10 protein-coding genes are annotated in these 24124 nt (G+C 62.5%); 6 read left to right on the top strand and 4 right to left on the bottom strand.

The window, feature by feature from the left end:
* Positions 1-503: 503 nt before the first annotated feature.
* The 6 genes from ONB52_05270 (at position 504) to ONB52_05245 (ending at position 19400) form a co-directional block, all read left to right on the top strand.
* Positions 504-2510, top strand: a complete 2007-nt coding sequence (locus ONB52_05270) for a molybdopterin-dependent oxidoreductase (protein MDZ7415558.1) — start codon at positions 504-506, stop codon at positions 2508-2510.
* A gap of 791 nt (positions 2511-3301) precedes the next feature.
* Complete coding sequence (locus ONB52_05265; protein MDZ7415557.1) at positions 3302-5050, top strand: carboxypeptidase regulatory-like domain-containing protein; 1749 nt, start codon at positions 3302-3304, stop codon at positions 5048-5050.
* 173 nt (positions 5051-5223) lie between these two features.
* Positions 5224-13515, top strand: a complete 8292-nt coding sequence (locus tag ONB52_05260; GenBank protein MDZ7415556.1) for a CHAT domain-containing protein — start codon at positions 5224-5226, stop codon at positions 13513-13515.
* A 362-nt stretch (positions 13516-13877) separates the two neighbouring features.
* Entirely contained in the window at positions 13878-14681 is an 804-nt protein-coding gene (locus ONB52_05255) for a FecR family protein (GenBank protein ID MDZ7415555.1), read from the top strand.
* Complete coding sequence (locus tag ONB52_05250; protein ID MDZ7415554.1) at positions 14678-17935, top strand: AsmA family protein; 3258 nt, start codon at positions 14678-14680, stop codon at positions 17933-17935. Before ONB52_05255 ends, ONB52_05250 begins: the two co-directional genes overlap by 4 nt.
* Before the next feature lie 295 nt (positions 17936-18230).
* Positions 18231-19400, top strand: a complete 1170-nt coding sequence (locus ONB52_05245) for a P-loop NTPase (protein ID MDZ7415553.1) — start codon at positions 18231-18233, stop codon at positions 19398-19400.
* A gap of 119 nt (positions 19401-19519) precedes the next feature.
* Here the strand turns inward: ONB52_05245 and ONB52_05240 are convergent, their stop codons facing one another.
* The 4 genes from ONB52_05240 to rpiB form a co-directional block, all read right to left on the bottom strand.
* Entirely contained in the window at positions 19520-21943 is a 2424-nt protein-coding gene (locus ONB52_05240) for a thiamine pyrophosphate-dependent enzyme (protein MDZ7415552.1), read from the bottom strand.
* A gap of 152 nt (positions 21944-22095) precedes the next feature.
* Positions 22096-22599, bottom strand: a complete 504-nt coding sequence (locus ONB52_05235; GenBank protein MDZ7415551.1) for a DUF5668 domain-containing protein — start codon at positions 22597-22599, stop codon at positions 22096-22098.
* A gap of 108 nt (positions 22600-22707) precedes the next feature.
* Entirely contained in the window at positions 22708-23463 is a 756-nt protein-coding gene (locus tag ONB52_05230) for a PspC domain-containing protein (GenBank protein MDZ7415550.1), read from the bottom strand.
* Positions 23464-23572: 109 nt separating this feature from the next.
* Complete coding sequence (rpiB, locus tag ONB52_05225) at positions 23573-24028, bottom strand: ribose 5-phosphate isomerase B (GenBank protein ID MDZ7415549.1); 456 nt, start codon at positions 24026-24028, stop codon at positions 23573-23575.
* Between the last annotated feature and the right edge of the window lie 96 nt (positions 24029-24124).

The following is a 24124-nucleotide window of genomic DNA, read 5'->3' as shown; positions in this document are numbered from 1 at the left end:
CACAAAAAGCTCTTTCGGGAAAATGCTTCGCCCATGAAAGTGAAGTCCCACAAAAAAAGCTTTTTCGTGGGAGAAGCAAGGCGATTTGTCCGCAATTGCCGCGAAAATACTTTTGTAGTAGACCCTTCAGGGTCCGAAGGCACGACGGCAAAAGCTCGTTTCCATCCTGATGGCTGCCGCGTGTGGCATGGCAATTCCTCCGCAATGTCGCGCGGAATCACAGGCCTCAATCAAAATGAGGCAGCACTGCAGGAATGGTCGCGATAAAGATTTTCCCGGTGGCGGCGCTTTGCAAACAGGCATCACACCCTTGCCTGCTGTTGACCCTGCAAACCCGGTTGATCCCGGCAAACCGGGCGGCCTGGAATTTTCAGTGCCGCCTGCGTTTGAAGGCGGTTGCTTGACTTTGCTCCCGCCGTTGTCTACTTTGCGGTCGCGCAATCGCGGACAGCCCGCAGCCCGATCACGATTATCACTTACACCAAGCACAATCGAGTCCAGCCATGCCCACGCAAATCTTGCCCTCCGTTTGCCCGATGGATTGCCCGGACACGTGCAGTCTGGAGGTGGAAGTGACGGACGGCCGCATTCGCAAAATTCGCGGCTCGCAGGAGAATCCCCTCACCGCGGGTTTCATTTGTGCCAAAGTGGCGAACTTTGGCAGGCGCGTGCATGGCAGCGAACGGCTGTTGTATCCCATGCGGCGCAGCGGTGCCAAGGGCGGCGGCCGCTTCCAGCGGATCACCTGGGAGGAGGCCATCGCGATGATCTGCCAGGCCTGTCGCGAGATTCAGAGCCGCTGGGGCGGCGAGGCGATTTTGCCAGTGAGCTACGGCGGCTCGAATGGCTTGCTCGGCCAGGATACCAGCGACAAGGCCTTCTTCGCCAGACTGGGGGCTTCGCGCCTGCTGCGCGCGGTGTGCGCCATGCCCACCAGTGAGGCGGCCGGCGGGATGTACGGCAAAATGCCCGGGGTCGCCTTTGAAGATTACCCCGCCAGCCGCTGCATCATCATCTGGGGTGCCAATCCCAAAAGCAGCAACATTCATCTCGTGCCGTTTTTGAAACAAGCGAAGGCGAACGGCGCGCACATCATTACGATCGATCCGGTACGCCATTTTTCGGATGGTGAGATCGATTTGCATCTCCCGATTTATCCCGGCGCAGACCTGGCCGTGGCGCTTGCGCTGATTCGCTACTGGCACGAGCACGGCCTGCTGAATTGGGATTTCATCCGCGCGCACACCGTGGGCATCGCAACATTGCTGGAAAAAGCGGAGCCTTACACCCTGGCACGGGCGGCGGCGCTGGCGCGCGTCGAGGCCACGGCCATCGAGCGCGTGGCGCGGCTCTACGCGGAGTGCGAGCCGGCAGTGATTCGCGTGGGCTGGGGGCTGGAGCGCAACCGCAACGGCGGCCAGGCAGCGGCGGCGATTCTCGCACTGCCCGCGGTGCTCGGCAAATTCGGCCAACGCGGCGGCGGCTACACGCTCAGCAACAGTGCGGCGTTCGGTTTCGATGCGTGCGAGATGACCGCCGGCGACTCGTGGAACACGCGCGTGCTCAACATGAACCGGCTCGGCAGGATTTTGCTGGAAGAGAACAATCCGCCGGTGAAAATGCTGTTCGTATACAACTGCAATCCGGTGGCCACCCTGCCGAATCAAAACGCGGTGCTGGCCGGCCTGCAGCGCGAGGATTTGTTCACGGTTGTGTTCGACCAGGTGATGACCGACACCGCCGCCTGCGCCGACGTGCTGCTGCCGGCCGTCACCTTTCTGGAACAACACGAGATCAAAAAAGCCTACGGCAGCTATGCGCTGCAATACAGCGCGCCGGTGATTGCCCCCGTGGGTGAGGCCAAGCCCAACGAGGAGGTGTTCGCGCTGCTCGGCCGCGCCATGGGCTGGCCGGAGGCCGACTTTCAGAGAGACACCTCCGCCTGGCTCGCGCGCGCGGCAGGTGCAATCCGCGGGATGGGCCGGGAGATTTCGTTGGAACAATTGCAGCGTGAGCGAATCGCCTTTTTCGATTTTCCCGGGCGTGCGCCGGTGCAATTCGTCAGCGTCTTCCCGCGCACCGCGGACGGGAAGATCCACCTTGTGCCGCCCCAGCTCGGTGACCGGCCTTATGAATTTCTCGCAGAGGAAAACGATCCGGTTCATGCGTTGGCGCTCATCAGCCCCGCCACCGGCAAAACCATCAACAGCACGATGGCGGAATACAATCTGCCCGGGCTCCATCTCGAAATGAATCCGGCGGACGCCGCCGCCCGCGGCCTGCAGAGCGGTGAGTGGGTGCGGGTGTTCAATGCGCACGGTGAAGTGATCTGCCGTTTGAGGATTCAGGCACGGGTGCGGTCCGGGGTGGTGGTGATGCCCAAAGGCGCCTGGCGCAGAGCTGCGCGCAACGGCAAAACCGCCAACGCGCTGACGCCGGACACGCTCAATGCGGTCGGCGGCGGCGCCTGCTTCAATGATGCACGGGTCGAGGTGGTGCAGTGGCCGTGAGGCGGGGAAAAGGCCTTGCGTGAATGCGGAGGCGTGCGTATCATTTGGCACCTGCAACGGCCCGGCCTCGCGATGAAAAAGGGATCATCCGAATTTTGCGTCCATTTTGCGACAACAAGATGAAAAGAATCGCAAAATCAGTTCCGTGCCTTCTCTGCTGAGAGCCACTTGCCCCAACGTGGACGAGCCACAACCCAAAAGAAAATCTCCAACGGATAGAAATACCCAACGGACAAGGCTTTAACAGTTCGTTGGGTTCTTCTATCAGTTGGAAAAAGTCTTTGCTTTTTCTGCAAAGATTTGTCTTGTAACAGACTAACGTGATAGCGAACGGCCCAACCCCGCTGGGGTTTCATTTCGGCGAACGGCACTTGGCTATAAACATCTCACTTCCATCGGAGTTCATCAGAGGCAAAGAACAGTGATGTGGCCATGCACGCTTGAGTCGGATGATCTGAAAAAAAGCGCGCCGATCTCCGGTCTGCACTGCAGGGCAGGGGGTCGCAAGGAATAACCGCTCCGCCACGATTTGACCGTGGCGTTATCTTGCGACCCTGTGGAGGCTCTCGACAGGAATGCCACGGCCAAGCCGTGGCAGATTAAAAAGAGATCGAGGGCATGTCTCTCGTTCGGCATCACGGCCATGCCTTGTTCTCAAAAAGATTCTTGCTGCGAGACACCACCGGCTGATGGCAACAGCAGTATGCGGGAGGGTGCTTGTCGGGATTCGACCCTGCCACGTTGCAGGACAGTTCCAATTGTGGTTGTGAATCAAAATAAGGGGAGCTGCCATGAAACCTGTTTCCTGGGTGTGGCTGCTTTGGGTTGTGCCGGCCTTGCATGCGCAGGAGCGATTGCAGATCACGATCAATCCGCAAAAAGCAGCGGCGCCGGAGATCACTTATCAGGAGGTGGGGCCTGGCAAACTGAAGGTGGTGGTCACCGATTCCAGCGGGCCGGTGGGCGGCCTGGAGTTGGAGGATTTCGAGATTCGCTCGGCCCTGAGCCGCTATGAGCTGAGCTGCGTGCAGCCCCTGGTCAGGAGCGAGAATGCCGAGGTTTCGCTGTTTCTCTGCATCGACAACAGCTTCTCGATGAGCGATCATCTCACCCTCCTGAAAAACACGCTGCATGAGCTGCTGCTGAACGTCGGCCCGGGCGTGGAGGTGGCCATGGCGTTCTTCGAAGAGGGCGCTTCGCCGGGACTGAGGATCGGCGAGGAGGTGATTCCGAACATTCAGGCCCACGGTTTGAGCCGGGACCGCGAGGAGACGCGCCGCCGCTATACCAGCCATCTGCGCCCCGGCAGGCTGACCAACAAGACTTACCTGTATGACGAAATCTTCGCCGGCGCCCGGCTGGCGGGGGCATCCCGCGGCCAGCGCTACCTCATCGTGCTCTCCGACGGCCTGGACAATGCCAGCAAGAAAAGCCGGGAGGATATTCGCAGATTGATTCCCGAGCTGGCGGGCGTGGTTTTTTATACCATCGATTTTCTCAAGGACACCAACGAATTTCTGGTGGAGCTGGCCGCGCGCTCCGGCGGCCGCCATTTTCTCGCCAAACGCGCCGAGGAACTCGGCCGCATCTTTGCGGAAATCACACGCGAAATTGTGACGCTCTCCGGTTATCTCATCTCCTACCGCATTCCCGCCGCGTTTCTCGCCGGCCGGGTAATGCAGGAGGATCGCTGCACGCCGCTGCCGGGCGCGCGGCTGTTGCTCACGCCGCTTGATCATGCCGCGCAGGCACAGCAGGTGACGGTGAACGACAGGGGCCTCTACTCTGCCAAAGCCGCGCTGCCCCATCGCTGGCGCCTGATGGCCAGCGCGCCGGATCATCTGGCGGACAGCACGGAGATCGAGGTGAGCGAGGAGACGCTTTACGTTGCCGATTTCGCACTGCCCGCCGCGACCATCGCGTTGTCCGGCCGGGTGAGCGATGCCGGTGCTGCGCCCCTGCCGCAGGCGGAAGTCACAGTCACGGATTTGGAAACCGGCGAGCGCTTGCTGGCAGCGGCCACTGATTCACTCGGATTCTATCGTGTCACGGCGCGCGTGCACAAGCGCCTGCTCATCACGGCGACCAAACCGGGCTACACCTTCGCCAATCTCGAAACCGAAGCAGTCACCGCCGCCACCACGCTGCCGGAAATCGTGCTCGGCTTGACCGCGGAGGGTGTGGTCTCGGAATTCCGTTTTTTGTTCGAGTTCAACTCCGACAAACTCGACCTTTCCGACATTGCCACGCAAACGCAACTGCGCGGCTGCGTTGCTTTCGTCAAACGGGAGCTGGGAAAAACCCCGACCCGCACCGTGCGCCTGGCGGGCTGGACGGACAATGTCGGCGAGTTGAATTACAACATGGATTTGTCGAACCGCCGCGCGCAATACCTGCGCAATTATCTCATCGCGCAGGGCGTGCCGGCTGCCAGAATCGTGGCAACCGGCAGCGGCATCAGCAACAAATATGACAACGCCACCGAGGAGGGACGGCGGTTGAACCGCCGCACGGATGTGGTTTTCTTTGACCGCAAGTGAAAGGACGGCGGTTGCAGGGCCTCCGGCGAGGCGCGCGCCGCGCTTGAGCCGGGGCCGGCTGGATTTCGTGTTTCAGGCTGCAAGCCGGGCTATCCGCCGCCGGCACGCTTCTCCGTGCAATTGCAGACGCAGAGCCCTCGCTTCATCATTCGATCACCAGGCTGGGATCCCATATGGTTGTTTTCCTCTTCCTCGCGATCTTTTGCACCTCTTTGTTTTCCCAAACTCCCCCCCTTGCGCCCTTCCCCCCTGCCGGCAGTCAGCCGGAGGGCCGCGAGGTGCTGCTCGAACCGCATCCCATGACTTCCCACCCCGAGGCGGACATCATGCCGGCGCTCTCGCCCGACGGCCGCTGGTTGGTGTATGTTTCGCGCAGCAACAAAAACTACGATCTCTGGGCCAAGCCTGCTGCCGGCGGCCAATCGGTGCCGCTCACCACACACACCAGCGATGACTACAGCCCGGCCTGGTCCCCGGACGGCAAGTTCATCGTCTTCCTCTCGCGGCGCGATGATGCCGAGGGCGACCTCTTTTTGTTGCGCGTGACAGAGCAGCAGGATCGCCTGGCGCCGGGCAAGCTCACGCGCCTGACGAACAACTTCGAGCGCGAAGCGTCGCCCGTCTTTTCGCCGGATGGCCGCATGATTGCCTTCAGCCGCGGCGCGAGTGGCAGGGAAAAGCTGTGGCTTTATCATCTCAAAACCAAAGTCAGCCATCCGCTGCGCGAGGTGGCCGGCAGCGAGGCGGCGTGGTCTCCGGACGGCAGATACCTGGCGGTGGTGGCGCCGGTGGCGGGTCATTCCGGCAGGCAGGTTTTCATCGTGGCGGCGGATGGCGGTGCCACCGAACCGCCGCGACAGGTGACTTTTGTGGGCGACAACCGTTTTCCGAGCTGGTCGCCGCGGGGCGACATGCTGGTGGTGCAGCGCACGGAAACCACCGCGCCGCAGGCGGGCACGCATCTGCGCCTGGTGCAGGTTCGCGATGACTCCGGCCGGCCGCTCATGGTGCCGCGCGAACTGCAAATCACGCCCGGCGGCGAGGGCGCGCTGTTTCCGCATTGGGGCAGCGATCACGCGATTTATTACGCCGCCGATCACTACGGCAATCTCGACCTGTGGCGCATTCCGGAAAGCGGCATGCTGGCGCGCTATCCCGCCCCGGGCGAAAGCATCGCCTTCGCGCGCCGCCTGCCGGATCACGAGCTGGCGATTCTCACGCTCGCGGCCATTGCCTTCGACTTTCCGGATTCCACGCGGCAAATCCATCATGCCGCCGTCGAAATGGGGCGGCGTTTCCTGGCGCTGGGCGACACGATTCAGGCGCTGGCGATCTGGAGTGTGGTGTTGCAGGAGGATGCGCGGCGGGAGGAAGCGGCGGCGCTGGCGGAGGTGGAGCTGGCGGCGGCACGCGGCGATGTGCAACTCCTGAGCGAAATCACGCAGCGCAGGCAAAGCTGGCCCGAAGTGCAGGCGCGCAGCCGGCTGGCACTCGGCCGGCTGCTGCTCCGGCAAAATCAGCGTGACGCCGCGGTCGATCATTTGCTTGCCATAGCCCGCGATTATCCCGAACAGCGCGAGTATTGTTTTCAGGCCCTGCTGCAGGCGGGCGAGGCCCTGGCGCACAGCCGGCGCCTGGCCGCGGCCGAAGAGGCCTATCTTAAAATTGTCACCCTGTTTCCGGAGCAGTGGCACTGGCAGGCGGAAGCGTGCGAGCGGCTGGTGCAGCTCGCGCTTTCGCATGCCGGCCGAGACACACTCGCCACCTACCAATTGCTGAGTCAGAGGTACGCCACCCGGCCGGAAGTCAGCCTGACGGCGCGCTTCCATCTCGCACAACAGCTCGCGCGCGAAGGCGAGCTTGCGCTCGCCACCAACGAATATCACGATTTGCTGGCGCGGCTGGCAACGCCGCACGGGCCCTACCTGCAGAATCTCGCGGATCGCGTGTCCCTGGCGCTGCTGCGGCTGCATTTGGCGGATCACGAGCTGCCCGGCGCCTCACAAGTTTTTGAGGCAATGCGCCGGCGTGACCGCCGTGGCAGTGATCAAAGCGTCTTTGCGCAGGCGCGCGCCGAGCTGGTGGCGGCGCTGATCGCACGCGGCCGGGTGCTGCTGCGCGGCCGTGATGCCGAGCTGGCGCTCGCCCTCTTTCGCCAGGCGCGCGAGTATGATCCCTCCCATCTCGAGGCGCATCGCGGGTATCTGGAGGCCATGCACCGGTTGGAGAACATCGCGGAGGCGGTGGCGGAATACGAACGCCGCAATGCCGCCACACCGGACAACGACATCCTGCTCTACAGCCTGGGGCTGGCTTATTCCTACCAGGGCGAAAACGACGTGGGCCTGCTGCGCCGCTCCTGCGCCCTGATCGAACGCAGCCTGGCGATCAATTACCGCCTGGTGCCGGCCTATCTCACCCTGGGTTTCAATTACGAGGCCATCGAGAACCTCGAACAGCAGGAACGCCGGCGCAAGAAGGGCTTTTTCGAGAAGATCACGCTGGCCGCGCCGCGCTTGCTGGACAATGCCGTGCGCGCCCTCACCCTGCAAAAGCCGCGGCCGCCGGCACGCTGGTATGAAAAAGCCATCGACGTGCTGACCACCGGCATCGCGGTCAATGATGAGAAGGCGGCGCCGCTCACCGAGGCCAATCTCGCGCTCAATCTCGCCAACAACTACTACAATCTCGGCGAATTCGGCTTCGAGAATGCGCTGCGCTACTATTTGATCAAACTGCAATATGACAGCAGCTTCGTCTCCCCGCGGCAGAAGGCGGTGATTTACGAGCGGGCGGGACAATGTGCCTGGGTGAGCGGCCGCCCGCAGCAGGCGGTTTTTTTCCTGAAGGAGGCTGTCGCGCTGTGCCGCAGCCTGCGCGATGCCGACGGCGAACTGCGCAATCTCAACCGGCTGGCGCTGGTCTACGAGGATCTGGGAGATCATGAATCTTCCAATGAATATTACAACGCGGTGCTGGCTGCCGGCCGGCGCGAATATCGCAACCACAATCAGGCGCTGGTGCTGCGCAACCTCGCGCACAATCATTTGCAAAACGAAGAGACCGAGGAGGCGATTCAAAAGAGCGACAGTTCCCTGGCGCTGCTGCGGCAACGCGGGGACAGCGGCTTTCCCAGACCCCGGAAGAGCAAGTTCGAAATCAAGCTCCTGGGGCTGCCGGTGTTTTGGATGCATGCCGATCAATTCGGCGAATCCAGCACCGAGGGTCTGACGCGCGAACAGGAAAAAGCGCTGCTCTTCTCCATCATCGGCGCCAGCCATGAGGCGCGCAAGGAACTGCCCGAGGCCCTGGCGGCTTATGAGCAAAAAGTCGCAGCCGCGCGCCAGCGCCAAGACCGGCCCGGCGAAGCCATCGCGCTCAACAACCTGGGCAGCTTATGGTACAGCCGGCATGCTTTCGACAAGGCACTGGCCTGTTTCGAAGCTTCGTTTCAAGTTTGCCAGCGCTACCAAATCCCCGCCGGCAAGATCGTCAATTTGATCAACCTCGGGAGTGTCGCGTTGCAGCCCGGCCAACCCGCCCGCCGCGCCGATTCCCTGCTGCGGGTCATCGAACAACGGGCGCGCCTGCTGCGGCCGGAAATCGAGGAGGCCGCGCTGGTCGAACCGCGCCAGAAAGTGGCCATCTTCAATTTACTCGGCAGCCTGCATTACAACGCAGCACAACGGAGCCTGAGCGGCGCGGATGAGGCGCCGCAGGTGGCAGTGGACAACAGCCGCAGCGGCCTGGAGCAACATTTTCGCGCCACCTGGAATGCACTCGCGCATCTCGCGCAGGCGGCAGCCGCTTTTGACACCGCCCTGGCGCTGGCCGGCAACCGCCGGCTGTTCGCGGAAGAGGTGATCGTGCGCCGCAACCTCGCCAGCCTGTTCGTGCTGGCGCAGGATTATCCCGCCGCGCTGCCGCATCTCGAGGCGGCGCATGAATTGAGCATTGAGAAAAATCTGCCGGAGTTGACCTGGCGCGTCGAGCATGCCCTGGGCACGCTGGCAAGACTGTGGCGCGGCCCGCAGACCGGGAGCGGCGGGCTGGCACAAAAATCGGCACGCGAATGGTATTTCAGCGCCCTCGACATTCTCGAGGGCCTGCCCATCATTCCGGAGGGCATCGAGCAGCGCCTGTCCCAGGCACAGGAACAGCGCGAGCTTTATGAAGACGCCATCCTTTTGCTCGCCGGCGAGGGCGACAGCCGCGCGGCGCTGGAGCTCAGCGAACGCCGCCGCGCGCAGGCCTTTGCCCATCTCGTGGCGATGCGCTATCTCGCGCCCAAACGTCAGCGCCACCGCCTGCTGTGGGGCGAAGGCGGCGGCGAGGCGCCCTTCCTGCAGCGCAAAATCAGCAGCCTGCGCGGCGAATTGCGCAAACTGGAAGCGGAGGAGCCGCAACGCCCCAAGGAACTGGCGCGCGTGCGTGCCGGGCTGGCACAGGCCGAGGACGAGTACCGCCAGGTCATCGCCCGGGCGCTGGCGGAAAATCCCCAGCTTGCAAGCTTCTTCAGCGTGCAAACCGTGGCGTTGCGCACCGTGCAGGACTCGCTCGAGGCAACCACTGCCGTGCTCTCCTACTTTGTCGGGGAAAAAGAGACCATCATATGGTGTCTCAACAAAACCGGATTGACGCAAACGCGCCTGCCCCTCACGCGGGCAGAGATGCGCCAGCGTGTGCAGCAGTTTCGCCAGGCGCTGCTCGAGCAGAAACCCGAGCGCCTGGCGCTGGCCACGGCTTTGGGGGAATTGCTGCTGGCGGGCGTTCCGGCGCTGGCAGACTATTCCAACCTGATCATCATACCGGATGATTGCCTGCACTATTTGCCGTTCGGCGCGCTTTCCTACCGGGGACAAACCGCGCGTGATCTCTTCGGCTTTACCAAGGTGGCGAGCCTGGCGGCCTTCAGCTATGCCCAGCTCAACAAGAATCTCAACGCGGGCAACATTCTGGTGCTGCAAGATGCCACAGAGGGCGGATCACCGGTGCCGCTTGCGGCGGCAAACGGTGTGCAGGTGCGGCAGGGTGAGGACTGGCGCACGGGTGAAGCGCGGCAGGCCGTGCAAAGCGCCGGCATTCTGCAAATCAATCACCAGTTCCTGGCAGAGCCGGCGCATCCCCTGTCCTCCGGGCTGCGCCTGCTGGTGAGCCAGCAGCCGGGCGGGTTGCCCGCCACCGTGCTCTTTCCGCTGCATCGCATGTTCGAGCTGGATTTGGCCGCCAGCCTGGTGGTGTTGCCCAATACCGCCTTTGCGTTCGACGGCACGCAAAGCGGCGAGGAACTGATCGCCCTCGAGCGCTGCCTGATTTATTGCGGCACGCCCTCCCTGGTGCGCACCCAATGGCGCGTATCACCCGAGGCACGCGCGACGTTTCTCGCGGCGTTCTATGCGGCACTCAAAGCCGAACCGGCCATCACCGCGCTTGCCGTGGCGCAGGCCGCGGTGCGGGAACACCATCCGCAATCCCCTGCCTGGGCCGCCTTCGAGCTGGTCGGATTCGCCGGCATGACCACTGCCGAGAAAAACCAGTTTGCCGCCAGCCGCCTGGATTTCACCGTGGCCAAGGGAACGCAGGCGCGGCAGCAGGGCGATTACACCGAGGCGCTGCGCTACTACCAGTCCGCCCTGACCATGGCACAACAGCTCGGCCGGCAGGAATACGTGCAGCGTCTGGAAGAGCGCATCAAGGAGAGCGCGGTGGCGGGCCGGGATTTTGTCACGGCCTGCGCGATTGAAGAACGCATCCTGGCGCAGGCACTGGCGGCCGGCGACCAGCGACAGATGGCGCGCAGTTATCGCAATCTCTCGGTCTGGCGCCGCGAGTTGAAGGATTATGCCGCGGCCGAAGCCGCGGAGCGAAAAAACCTCGCGCTCGCGGAGCAGACCAACAATGTCATGGCCCAAGCCGGCGCGCAATTCGAGCTGGCCAAGATTGCGCAGGCACGCAACGACTATGCGGCAGCGACGCACTGGGCGGAACAGTCCGCCCGGCTGCTGGCGGAACAACGCCAGCCGCTGCCACGCCTGCTGGTGCAGACCCTGCTCGGCAAACTGGCGCTGGAAGCCGATCGCTACAACCAGGCGCTGGCCTGGCTGCAGCACGCCATTCGGGAGTTTACCGCCGTTTCACCGGCAAACACCGCCGCGGAAAAACGCGCCCTGGCCGTGGCGCAACAATTGACGGGCATCGCCTTCACCCGCCTGGCAGCCTATCGCGAGGCCCTGCCACGGCTGCAACAGGCAGTGGACACCTTCACGGCGCTCGCGGACACCGCCAATCTCGCCGCCGCATTGCAGTCACTGGCGGAAAGCGAGTGGCTCAACGGCGACTATCAGAATGCGCTGCGCCACCAGCAGCAGGTTCTCAAGCTCACGGCCGCCCTGCGCGATCCCGCCCTCGACATTCGCGGCCACAATGCCCGCGGCCTGATTCTCATGAGCCTGGGAGAACTCGAACAGGCGCTGGAGGCGGAAAAACATGCTCTGCAGCTCGCCCTGGCCTGGGAGGAGGAAAAGCCGGTGGAGGCAAAACGCGAGCAGGCCACGGTCTACAAAAATCTCGGTCTGGTTTACATTCAACAAAAGCAGTTTCAACCGGCGCTCACCAGTTTCCTGCAGGCGCGCAGCATCGACCAGCAATTCCAATTTGAGCGCGGCCTGCTGTACGATTGCAACAACCTCGGCCGGGTGTATCATGCCCTGGGCCAGAGTGACTCGGCGCTGCATTATTTGAACCAGGCCGAGGCGCTGGCCGCCAAACTGGGGGATCAACGGGCGCTGGTGCAGGCGCTCTACACCCGCGGCATGCTGCAACTGGAACGCGGCCAAAAGGGGACGGCACGCCGCTCCCTGCAGCACGCACTCACCAAAGCCGAAGAGATCGCGCTGGAGGAATGGCAATGGCGCTGCCTGTGGCAGCTCGCGCGACTGGCGCAGCAGGCCGATGAGCCGGCCGCGGCGCTGGCTTTCTATCAGCGCGCCATCGCGGGCCTGGAGCGCCAAAGCGCCCGGATCAAGGTGGAGGAATTCCGCAGCGGTTTCATCGACGACAAAAGCGAAATCTACGAAGAGGCGGTGTTGCTGCTGCTGGGCATGAAGCGCGAAGCCGAGGCGCTGCAGTTCGCCGAGCGCGCCAAATCCCGCAGCTTTGCCGATCTGCTCGCCAACAGCGCCGGGGACTGGCAGGCCGGCGCCGGGGAGGAATTTTTGGCACGGCGCACGAAACTGCTCGATCAGATCAGCTTCACACACGCCCGCATTTCGGCATTGCAGCAAAATCCCTCCTCTGATGATCCCAGGGAGCGCGCGACGCTGGCAGCGCTGCAAGACTCGCTGGCCGGCCTGCAAAAGGCTTACGCGGACCTGCTGGTGGAAATGAAAACCGCCAATCCCGAGCTGGCGGATCTGGTGAGTGTCGAGCCGATGCCGGTGTCATCGGTGCAGGGCCTGCTGCCCGACAGCGTGGCGCTGGTGGAGTATTTTTTTGCGAAGGACCGGCTGGTGAGCTGGGTGGTCGACCGGCAACAGGTGCGCGCGGTGACCACGCCGTTGGAGCGCGCCGGCCTGAGTGATTTGATCCTGCAGTTGCGCAAGGCCATCACCAAGCGCGCCTCGGTTGAAGGCTTCAGCCGGCAGCTGTATGACAAGCTCATCCTGCCGATTGCACCGCTGCTGCAAGCAGCCCGCCAGCTCCTCATCGTGCCGCACGGCCCGCTGCACTATGTGCCCTTCGCCGCGCTGCAAAGAGCGGACAGCACCTATCTCATCGACACCCATGCCCTGGCGCTGGCGCCGAGCGCGACGGTGCTGGGTTTCTGTCATCGCAAGGGCGGGCAGATTCTCGCCGAAGCCCGCCGCAACTATCGCGTGCTGGCGCTCGGCAATCCCGCGGTCGGCGAGGCCAAATATGATCTGCCCTTCGCCGCCAAGGAGATCGAGAGCCTGCAATTCACCTTTGGTGACATCGAGAGCTACACCCGTGCGGCGGCCACGCCGGCGGCGCTGACTGCCGGGCTGGCGCGCGCCAATCTCGTGCACCTGTCCTGCCACGGCGTGTATGATGAGCGCAATCCGCTGTTCTCGGCATTGCTGCTGGCACCGAGCGCCGGCGGAGATGATGGCCGTCTGGAGGCGCATGAAATTTTCAACCTCCGGCTGCGCACCTATCTTGTCATGCTCTCCGCCTGCGAAACCGGCCTGGCCCGGGTAACGGGTGGCGATGAGGTGATCGGTCTGGCGCGCGCCTTTCTCTTCGCCGGAACCCCCGCGCTGATCGCGAGCCTGTGGACCGTCGATGATCTCGCCACCGCCATCACGGTCAAACGTTTCTATCGTTACCTTGCCGCCGGCGCCAGCAAAGCCGAGGCCCTGCGCCAAGCGCAGCGCTTCGTGCGCGATTATCACAACCGCCATCCGGCTTATTGGGCAAGCTTTGGTTTGACCGGCGACTGGCGGTAAGAAGCGCTCCTCCTTCTCCGTCAAAATTGCGGCAACAAAATTCGGCCGCGAAACAACTCCCACGGAAAAGGCCATTTCGTGGGAGTGTCTTTTCGCGGGGGAAGTGTTTCCAAGCGATGCCCGTCGGGGTCACCTTTGTTACAGTTGAAAACGGCCGATCACATCGAACCCCAAAATGCGGCCGGCGGGCAACGACGAGAAGCTTGCGTTTAAACAAAAGAATTGTAAAATACCAGTCGCTTTTGCCCGGCTCATGAACCGGCAGCCCGCTGGCTCACTGGCTGACCTCCGGCACAGGAAGGCATTTACGGCAGCAGCCACGGTCGATCCCCACGTGATGCATCAAACTCGAGGAAGCAAACATGCACAAGAGAATTCTTCTGTCCGTTGCTGCCCTTTTTCTGTTGTTGACCGTCTGCATGGCACTGGCCGCACGCCCCTGGTCCGTGCGGCGCAAACGCGATGACACCCAAAAAGGGTTGTTCACACTGGTCGAAGGGGACGTCAAGAAAAAACAGTTGCAGGATCCGGACTGGATTCGCGCGCAATACAAGACCAACGTCTACAGTGGCGACCGGGTGCGCACGCTGCTGCAATCGCGTGCGGAAATGCAGCTTGCGGAAATCGATATCATCCGGCTGGCGCCCAAGACCACCATCGACATCATCAAGCTGTATGAGGAAACCCGGGAGAAAAAGCTCGAAACCAAGATTAATCTCGAGCAGGGCGACATTTGGGGCAAGGTCAAATCCGTCGATGCCAATTCGACCTTTGAAGTCTCCTCGGATTTTGCCGGCGCGGCCATCACCGGCACGGTTTTCCGCCTCAACCACGATTCCACCCGCCAGGAAACCCAGCTCAAGGTCTACACCGGCGAGGTGAAAATCAGCAATGCGCCGGAGAAGATGAACACCCTCACGCCGCAAACCATCGGCGCGGCACAGTCGGGCCCCCGCCGGATCGAAGGCCCGCACCAGGTGCCCGGCCCCACGCAGATCACCCTCGATGAGTGGGTGTACCTCGTGCGCAACATGCAGCAGATCACCATCGGCAGGGACGGCCGGGTGAAATCGACCGGTTCGTTCAAAACCACCGACCGGGACGAGCAAACGGACTGGGTGAAATGGAATCTCGCGCGTGACCGCCAAACCAGAAACCGGCAGTGAAGCGCCTCGCCCGAATTCTGCTCTTCCTGCTGCTCGCGGTGCTGTTGCTCGCCGCCGGCGCAACGGTGTATTTGCGGATACGCTACCCCGCGGAGCGGTTGAAGGAGATTTTGATCACAACCCTGGCGGAGAACTACGGCGTGCGCCTCGCGGTCGGCCGGTTGCGCTTCAATCTCTTCTCGGGCTTCACGCTGGAGGGGGTCACGCTGGCAGCCATGAAAGCCGGGGACGCGCCCGCACCGCTGGCCATCGCACGGATCGAGTTTTCCTATCGCTTCCTTTCACTGTTGCAACGCCGGCTGGAGATCGACGGCATCGCGATTGTGCAGCCGCGGCTTTTTTACCTCCGCCCTCCCGACGGCGCGAGCAATCTCGATGAGCTGCTGGCGGCCTTTGCCGATTCCAGCGCCGCGCCCGCGACGGACACCGCCGCCACCGCCCTGCCGGTCGGGCTCGCGCTCAAATCGTTGGCGCTCACCGGCATCGCGATCACCGCGCAGTTGGCCACCGACAGCACCAGCCAGCGCGTCACTCTTGCGCCATTCGATCTCACCCTCAGCGATTTGGCCGTCGATCGCGCGGGCCATTTGCAGGCCGCAATCGCGCTCGACTGCCGCACCACCACACTCGATTATTTTTACACTGCCACTTCTTCGGCTGACACGCTCACGCTGCGCACCGCGCTGGCAGCGGAAATTCGTGGCCGGCTCGTCAACCGCGATTCACTGAGCCTCACCGCGGCGGTCACGGTCACGCCCCGCGCCATCCGGATGGCGAAGCAACCGGCGTTTTCCCTGCCCATGCTCGGCCTGCACACGCAGGCTGCGGTCAATTTTGCCACCGGCCGGATCACGGTACCGGAGTTTCAACTCATGCTCGCCGGCGAGGAACAAGTGGCGGCGCAGCTCAGCATGACTCGAGAGCAGGAAAGCCCCCGCTGGGCTGTGCAGATCACACGCGGCCGGCTGGAGCTGGCCCGCCTGCTGCAGCTCGTGCGTATCCATCCCGGCACGCAACTCCTGCCGGCACTGGCGAATATCGAGGCCGCCGGCTTGCTGGATTTTTCCGGCACAGAAATCAGCGGTGCCGCGGGCAATGTGCAGATCAACTTTACGCTGGCGGGGAGGGATTTGAGCTATCGCGACCGCCGCACCCGGTTCGGCCTCGAGCACGGCCGGCTGCGCCTGAGCTATGCCACCCGGCCCGATTCCGCCGGCGCCTCTTTGTCAGCCAACACCGATTTTGCCTCCCTGGTGCTGCCACTCGATTCGATGACGGTGCTGCAGACCGGCCCCGCCAGCGTGACGCTCACCGCCGAATTGAACGCGGATCAGCTTCCCACAGCCGCGAGGGCAGCCCTGGCTGTCGAAAATTTTGCCGGTGCGCGGATCAACGGCAATATCCATTTGCAACCCGCACGCCCCTCCCGGCTAGCGGCGGGGCAGGCCGCGAATGATTTTGCGCTCGCGGCCGGCCTCGAGATCTCAAATCTCGAGCTGGCGGCCTTCACCGCCGACAGCCTGCGCGGCCGTCTCAGCGGCGATTTCACGCTGCGCGGCCCGAGTCTGCGCAATCTCACCTGTGCCCTGCATTTGCGCAACGAGCCGCTCACCTATCTCACCAGCGATGATGCGGGAGACATTCCCGCCGATCATCTCAGCACCACGGCACAACTGGCGCTCTCCCCGGACTTCACGCACGCGCAGCTCACCGACGGCCACCTCCGCTTTGGAGCGGGCAGCGCACGCTTCAACGTCGATTACCAGATCAAAAAATCGGCTTTGCGGGTGAACCTGAGTGAAGGCACGCTGGATCTGGCGAAAATCATCGCCCTGCTGCCACACCATCTGCTGGGCGATTCGCTTTTCCCGGCGCCGCACATCGCCGGCACGGCCAGGCTGGCGGGCTGGCTGCAGAGCGAGACCCTGGCGAACGGCGAGATGGACTATCGCGGCGAATTCACGGTGCAAACAACGGATGCTGTTTACGAAGACAGCACGCTCGGCCTCTACATGAAAGACGTGCAGCTCGACACGCGCTGGTCGCTCACTCCCGCGGCCGCCTTCGGAGAATTTCAAGCACGCTGTGCCGCACCGCGTCTGCCGGATTACCTGAAAGCGCCCTTGCCGGAAACGCGGGTGCGTGGCGTGCTGGTGGCGGGCACGGATGACTTCGCGGTGCGCGAGGGACGGTTCGAAATTCCCGCCTGGCGTCTGGACGGGAGGTACCAGGTTCAGGGCAGATTCCTGGCGAATGCCATGCAGGTGAAAACCGAGGTGGCGCTCACCCCGCAGGCGCAGCCGGCGATTGCGCCGGCCGCGGGCGTCTCCTTTGCCGGCAAAGTCCATGGCAGGGTGACGATTGAGCAGTTGTTGCCCGATGACCCGTTTGCGCCGCAACCCGCCCGGATCGACGGTTTCCTGCAGCTTCAAGATTGCGAAGTGGCCGTTGACACGCTGCTGGCGCTTCATGATCTCGATGCCGAGTTGCATTTTGCCCAGCGCTACACTTCCCGCTTGCAGGGCCGGGAGACGAAGATTACGCTGCAGGCGGATGACGGGCTGCCCGCCGGAGCACTGGCCGATGCCGGCGAATCGTTGCTGCTGTATGAGATGTTGCGCCAGCCCGTGCCTGCGCCGGACACGCCGCGTTCGCATTTCTCCATTGCCCGCCTGGAGGTGATGGGCTACCGGCTCGAGGACATTGCCGCGGAGGTGCGCCTGGCCAACTCCCGCTTCGATCTGCCGCAGATTCGCATGAAGTTTCTCGATGGCAATTTCCTCGGCAATGTGCTGGTGGGCCTGGGCGACGGCTCACCCGGACAACTGAGCTATGCCACCACGCTGCAGATTTCCTCCATCGACATCTCGCGGCTGCGGCCGCTGACCGCGCGCTTCGAAAAAGGCTCGCGCCTTTCCGCCGACTTTCGGCTGCAGGGCAGCGGCACCTCGCCGGACCAGCTCGTGCACAATTTGAGCGGCCGGCTCAATATCACCAAGATCGAAAACAAAGTGGCGGAGAACCTGCTGCAGGCGCTCGACCCCAAGGGCACCGATCGCGGCATTCAAAACATGCGGCTGCTGCTCAAGACGAAGTGGAACGTGCGCTCGATGTCATTCGAGATCAAAAACGGTTTCATTTATGCCTCGCTGGAACCGGTCAAACCGTGGTTCTCGCCTTTCACCCTGCCCTCCCCCATCGATTTTGCACGCCTGCCCCTGCGCTATTTCCTGGAGTCGCCTGATTCGCAATAATGGGTCATCAACCGCGACGCCGGTCCGCGGTGGTGACCAGCCGGGTGGTGGAGCTGGTGCCAGCTTGCACAGACATGTTGCGGAGCGGGTGTCCCGTCGAAATCACCGGCTTTTCAACGATTGTTTCTGCAACCGCTCGGCCGCTGCCGCCCATTCCCCGGATCACGAGGCGTGCCGCTTTGGAGGACCCGGCCGCGGCAGGAACGTTTTCAATCAGACACAAGCTACGCATTGCGGAAAAGCTGTCTGTAATTATTCCGTTACAAATTGGTCTTGCACCGGTACCGAGCGAATTATGCCCCTTTCCCCTCCAGAAACGAATCCGGTCTCCGAGCACCACCGGGCTTCATCACACCGGCCGTTGCGCATCATCACCGTTGCAGGGGGCAAAGGCGGGGTGGGGAAAACCGTGGTGAGTGCCAGCCTGGCGCTGGTGTTGCAGCAGCTCCAGGCCAGTGTGGTTTTGGTGGATGCCGATCTGGGGGGCGCCAATTTGCACACCCTGATGGGCATCGACTTGCCGGCGCGCACGCTGCATGATTTCATCAGCCGCCACTGCAGAAATCTCGCGGACATTCTGCTTGACTCGCCACTACCGGGCGTGCAATTGATCTGCGGCGCGGCTGGCAGCGCCGGTTTCGCCAACCTCGAATACAACGAAAAGCTCAAAATCATCCGTCATCTGCGCCAGCTCCCCGCGGATTTCGTGATCGTCGACATCGGCGCCGGTTCGTCTTTCAATGAGGTGGATTTGTTCAACGCCGGCGACGTCCAGATCGTGGTCGCCACGCCCGAGCCGACCTCGATTCAGGAATGTTACAACTTTCTCAAAGTTGCCGTCTTTCGCCTGCTGCGCCGCTCTTTTCAGGATTCGCCCAAAGTGCTGGCGCTGCTCGACCGTTCCCGGGATCCCACCCATCTGCAGGATCAGCGCCTGCTCACCGCAATCGGGCGCAGTCTGCGCGAGCACAGCGTGCGCGACGCGCTGCGCTTTTTCCGGATCATCAATGCGCTCTCACCCAAATTGATTCTCAATTGCGTGCACGATTATCGCGAAATCCGGGAGGGGTTGTCGCTGCAAATTGCCACGCAGGATCTGCTGCGCCTGCGGCTGGAGTTTTGGGGTTATCTGAACGATGACTCCCGCCTGCAGCGGGCAGTGCGCCTGCGCCGGCCGGAGGAGCTGCTGCCGGCGCAATCCGAAAATCATGGCCGTTTCCGGCGCATGGTGCAACGCCATTTGCTCGGCGCGCCGGCCAAGTATCAGAGCCGCGGCGTGCGCGCCATCCTGCCGCTGCTCGATCTGCAGGACAAGCCCGAGGACGGCAGCCGAATTTGTTCAATTGAGTGTTTGTTGTGGGGAAGGTGTGACCTGCAGGAGGGTGGGCTGCCCTGCCGCATGCCCGAACACATGTTCCAGGAGCGCATCACCCAGCTCACGCAGGGACTCTCGCCCTCGCAATGAAATCCGCCGGTCCCTGCCCGGGCGCAGCCTCGCGGAGGCGCTGCGGCGGAATGGCATTTTGCTGGTTGGGAAACAAAGCCGTGCTCGCGCTGGCGGGCTCCTGCCGGCCGGCACCCCTGTCAAAAAATCGCGGGATAGCGCCGCGGATCCGCCTCGTGCATCAAAGCATACGCGGCGGCAAAAATCGTTTCGACATTGGGCTTCGACCAGTAATCACCGTCCGAGCCGTAGGCGGGACGATGCGGCTGGCCCGGCAGTGTGCGCGGCGGCGAATCCAGCCAGCGGTAACCACCCTGGCGTTCCAGCACTTCCTGCAGCATGTAGGCGGTGGTGCCGCCCGGGACATCTTCATCGACGAAGAGAATGCGATTGGTCTTTTGCAGCGAGGCGCCGATCATGCCGGGCAGATCGAACGGCAGCAGCGAGCGCACGTCGATCACCTCGGCTTCGACATTGACGGCGTGCAGCCGTTCCGCAGCTTCCAACACCAGCCGGCAACAGGCGCCATAGGTGACGATGGTGAGATCACTGCCCGCCCGCAGAATCTCCGGCACACCGAGCGGGAGCGTGAATTCCCCGATGTTCTCCGGCAGCATCTCCTTCAAACGGTAGCCATTCAACACTTCCACCAGAATCGCGGGATCGTCGGCTTGCAGCAGGGTGTTGTAGAATCCCGCGGCCTGCGTCATGTTGCGCGGCACGAGCACATGCAGACCGCGCACCAGGTGAATGATACCGGCCATCAGTGAACCGGAATGCCAGATGCCTTCCAGGCGGTGGCCGCGTGTGCGCACGATGACCGGTGCCTTTTGCCCGCCTTTCGTCCGCCACAGCAGAGTGGCGAGATCATCGGAGAGAATTTGCAGAGCGTAAAGCAGGTAGTCGAGATATTGAATCTCGGCAATCGGCCGCAGACCACGCATGGCCAGCCCAATGGCCTGGCCGATGATGGTGCACTCGCGGATGCCGGTGTCGGCGACGCGCCATTCGCCGTATTTTTCCTGCAAGCCGCGGAAGCCCTGATTGACATCGCCCAGCCGGCCGACGTCTTCGCCGAAGGCCAGCACCCGCGGATCACGCGCCAGCGCCGCATCGAAACAGGCATTCAAAATCTCGAAACCATTCACCAGCACCGGCTTGGCCGGATAGACGGGTTTGATTTCCCGCACCTGCAGCGCGGAGCTGGCGGTGGGGTTGTAGAGATGAGAGCTGTAGCGTTCCTGCGTGGCCTGGTCGAAGCTGCGCCGCCAGTGCGCGAGCCGGGCGCGTGCCGGGACGTCCTCTCCGCGGGTGAGCAGCAGCACCTCGGCGGCTGTTGTCATCAAGTCGCGACGCAGCGGCTGGGGATTGGCCAAAAGCGCCGCGCGGCACCTGCGCAACTTCTCGGCTTGCGGAGATTGTTGGGCCAGGGCCTCGATCATGTCGGCGACTGTCTTCTGCTCCGCCAGAATCGGCGCAAGATAAGCCTGCCAGGCCTCATCACGCGCCGCGACCACCAGGCGCTGGCATTCCGCTTCCAGGCGGTCCAGTTGCTCCGCGCTGGCGAGGCGTTCCTGCAGCATCCACTCACGCATCTTGCGCAGGCAGTCGAACTCCTGTTCCCAGGCCAGCCGTTCGCGGGATTTGTAGCGTTCATGGCTGCCGGAAGTGGAATGGCCCTGGGGCTGGGTCAATTCCGTCACATGAATGATGGCGGGCACATGCTCACGGCGCACGATGGCCGTGGCGCGCGCGTAGACCTCGCGCAAGCCCGGATAATCCCAGCCGCGCACCGAGTACAAATCGAAACCGTTGCGCGTGCCGCGGCGGCGCTGAAAGCCCTGCAGCAATTCCGAGAGATTGGCCTTGGTGATTTGATGTTTGTTGGGCACGGAAATGCCGTATTCATCATCCCAAATCGAGATGATCGCCGGCACCTGCAACACGCCAATGGCGTTGAGCGATTCCCAAAAAATGCCCTCGGCGCAGGTGGCGTTTCCAATCGTGCCGAAGGCAATTTCGTTGCCGTTGTGGGAAAAGGTCGAAAATTGTTTCAGCTCTTGCAGTTCGCGATAGAGCCGGGAGGCCTGGGCGAGGCCCACGAGCCGCGGCATTTGCGCGCCGGTGGGCGAGACATCGGCGGAGGAGTTGGGCATCGCCATCAAATTTTTCCAGCGACCGTCGCTCTCCAGGCTGCGGGTGGCGAAGTGGGCGTTCATGGCGCGGCCGGCACTGTTCGGCTCCGCCTCAACATCGGCATGCGCATAAAGCTGGGCGAAATACTCGCGCAGGCTGCACATGCCGGTGGCAAACATGAAAGTCTGGTCGCGGTAGTAGCCCGCGCGAAAGTCACCCTTCTGGAAAACTCTGGCCATCGCCAGTTGCGCCACTTCCTTGCCATCGCCGAAAATGCCGAACTTGGCCTTGCCTCCCATCACTTCCTTCCGGCTGATCAGACTGACCTGCCGGCTCAGACAGGCGAGGCGATAGTCCTGCAGAACTTCTTCGGGGGTGAAACGGGAAGAGGTGCGTTTGGCTTTCCGGCCCGGTTTGCTGGCTGCCATCATGCGTGCGATTCCCTGCGTTTGAACAGTGAGGCGTTGACCAATTCCTCGAAATTCCGGAGACAGAAGCGGACAGGAAGGTAGGGAATGAGGCTTTGAATGTCAAATCGAATGTCGCGGGCACGACCGGCGGAGAGCAGGAGGCACGCGGGTTACGCCGCCTTGCGCACACCGTTGATGACCAGGCCAACACCGATGGCAATCAGGAGAACCGGCCAGTAGCGTTGCAGATTACAGAAGGGGAAATATACCACTTCATAATAATCCAGCAGAGCGCCGCCGCCCAAAAAGAGGAACGCGGCAGCAGGCACCAGCGTGCCCCACTCACTGGGCCGGAACAGGAACCTGCCCAGGAAACCCATGCCGATGGCCGTCACGACGATCTCCCAGGGCCAGGGACGATAGGGAATGTAATCGAGATTGCGCAGCAGGAAAAAGAGACCCAGCGTCAACCAGAAGAAAGCGCTGAAAACGCCCTGCCGGCTTTGATCGCCGAGGCGTATGCGGGCTGCGCCCGCCAGACCGAAGATGATGAACAGAACCGGATAGATGACATCAAAACCGGGCCAGGGCAGATTGAGGCGATCGCCCAGGAGAAACAAGCCGATCAGAATCAGAATAATGCCGGGCAAAAATGAACGACGCGGCGCTGCCATCCTCTTCTCTCCTCGAGTCACCAGTTGGAATTACACAGTGTGCAATGCCGTGGCGGGAGAATCATCCACAGCCGAGCCCACGGCGAAGGCCGAAGGACGGCGCCGGTATCAGCCCGGACTCCTGGTCGCACTGGACTCGCTCGAATCCAGCCGTTGCTCGGGCACGACCACCATCATGATGATGTAGATCACGATGCCGAAAAAGAAGCCGCTGACAAAAGTCATGATGACCCACAGGATGCGCACCAATGAGGGATCAATATTGAAATACTCGGCTAAACCGCCGCACACCCCTCCCACCATGCGTTCCTTGACGGAACGGGTCAATCGTTTGGAATTCATCACAGGCCCTCCTGAAGACGCAGTCTGAAACGCGGGAAAAGTTGTGGTCGCAGAGATTGCCGGGGGGGTGGTGAAGCTGCGGTAAATCATCAGCAGTCCCAACCCGATCAGCAACACAGAGAACATCACCCCCCAACTCAACCAGTCCGGCCAGTAAAGACGCCAGCGCCAGGGCACCAGCCAGTCCCAGTCATTGGCTTCCGCCAGGAACACCACCCCCAACAGGATGAGAACCATTCCCCAGAAGTAGCGGGCATTGGCCGAGGGCGGACGCGGGGTCACGGTCAGGCCGGCGGGGTTGTCGGGGATGATGATCCAGCCCAGGATGTAGAGCACCACGCCGAAACCCAGGATGCCGGTGAGCAAAAAGAGGATGCGCACCAGCAGGGTATCGATGCCAAGGTATTCTGCAATGCCACCGCACAAACCGGCAATGCGGCGGTCGCTCAGCGAACGATACAGGCGGCGAGGTCCGCCCGCAGGTGGCGCGGAGGGCTGCGGGGTTTGGAATGGTTGATTCATGAAAACAAACTGAGTCGTTCAAAGTTGCTGTTGTTGAGGCACGGGACGGCCGGCATGCGAATCGTCCCGCCATGGCCGCCAGCTTAAACGAAACAGCAGACCACAGGTTTCAGGCCGTGCGGCCGTATTTCTGCTCCAGGCTGGTTATCTTTTCGATCCGGCGCAGATGGCGGCCGCCACCGAAACCGGTGGCCAGCCAGACTTTGACGATCTCTTTGGCAATGTCAATTCCGAGATTGCGGCTGCCCAGACACAAGACGTTGGTGTTGTTGTGCTCGCGGCTGTTGCGGGTGGTGTAAAGATCAAAGCAGGCGGCGGCACGCGCGCCGGGTACTTTGTTGGCCGCGATGGCCGAGCCGATGCCGGCGCCGTCAATGATGATGCCACGCCGCTCCGGTCTGGCCGCCACTTTTTGCGCCACCAGTTCGGCGATGTCGGGATAGTCAACCGGCGCTTCGCTGAAGGTGCCCACATCCTCGTGGTGGTACCCCAGTTCGCGCAACAGCGTTTTGATTTGCTCTTTGAGTTGATAGCCGGCATGATCCGAGCCAATGATGACCAGCAGCGGGCTTGCCGGGGGCGGGGGTGCCGCTGCCGGCTGCGGAGTGGCGGCGGTGGCATCAACGAATTGCATGCCGCGCGTCCGGGCCGCATCGCGCGC

The organism is candidate division KSB1 bacterium (assembly GCA_034506255.1).
Lineage (GTDB): Bacteria > Zhuqueibacterota > Zhuqueibacteria > Zhuqueibacterales > Zhuqueibacteraceae > Coneutiohabitans > Coneutiohabitans thermophilus.
This window is presented reverse-complemented; position numbering and strand designations above follow the sequence as displayed.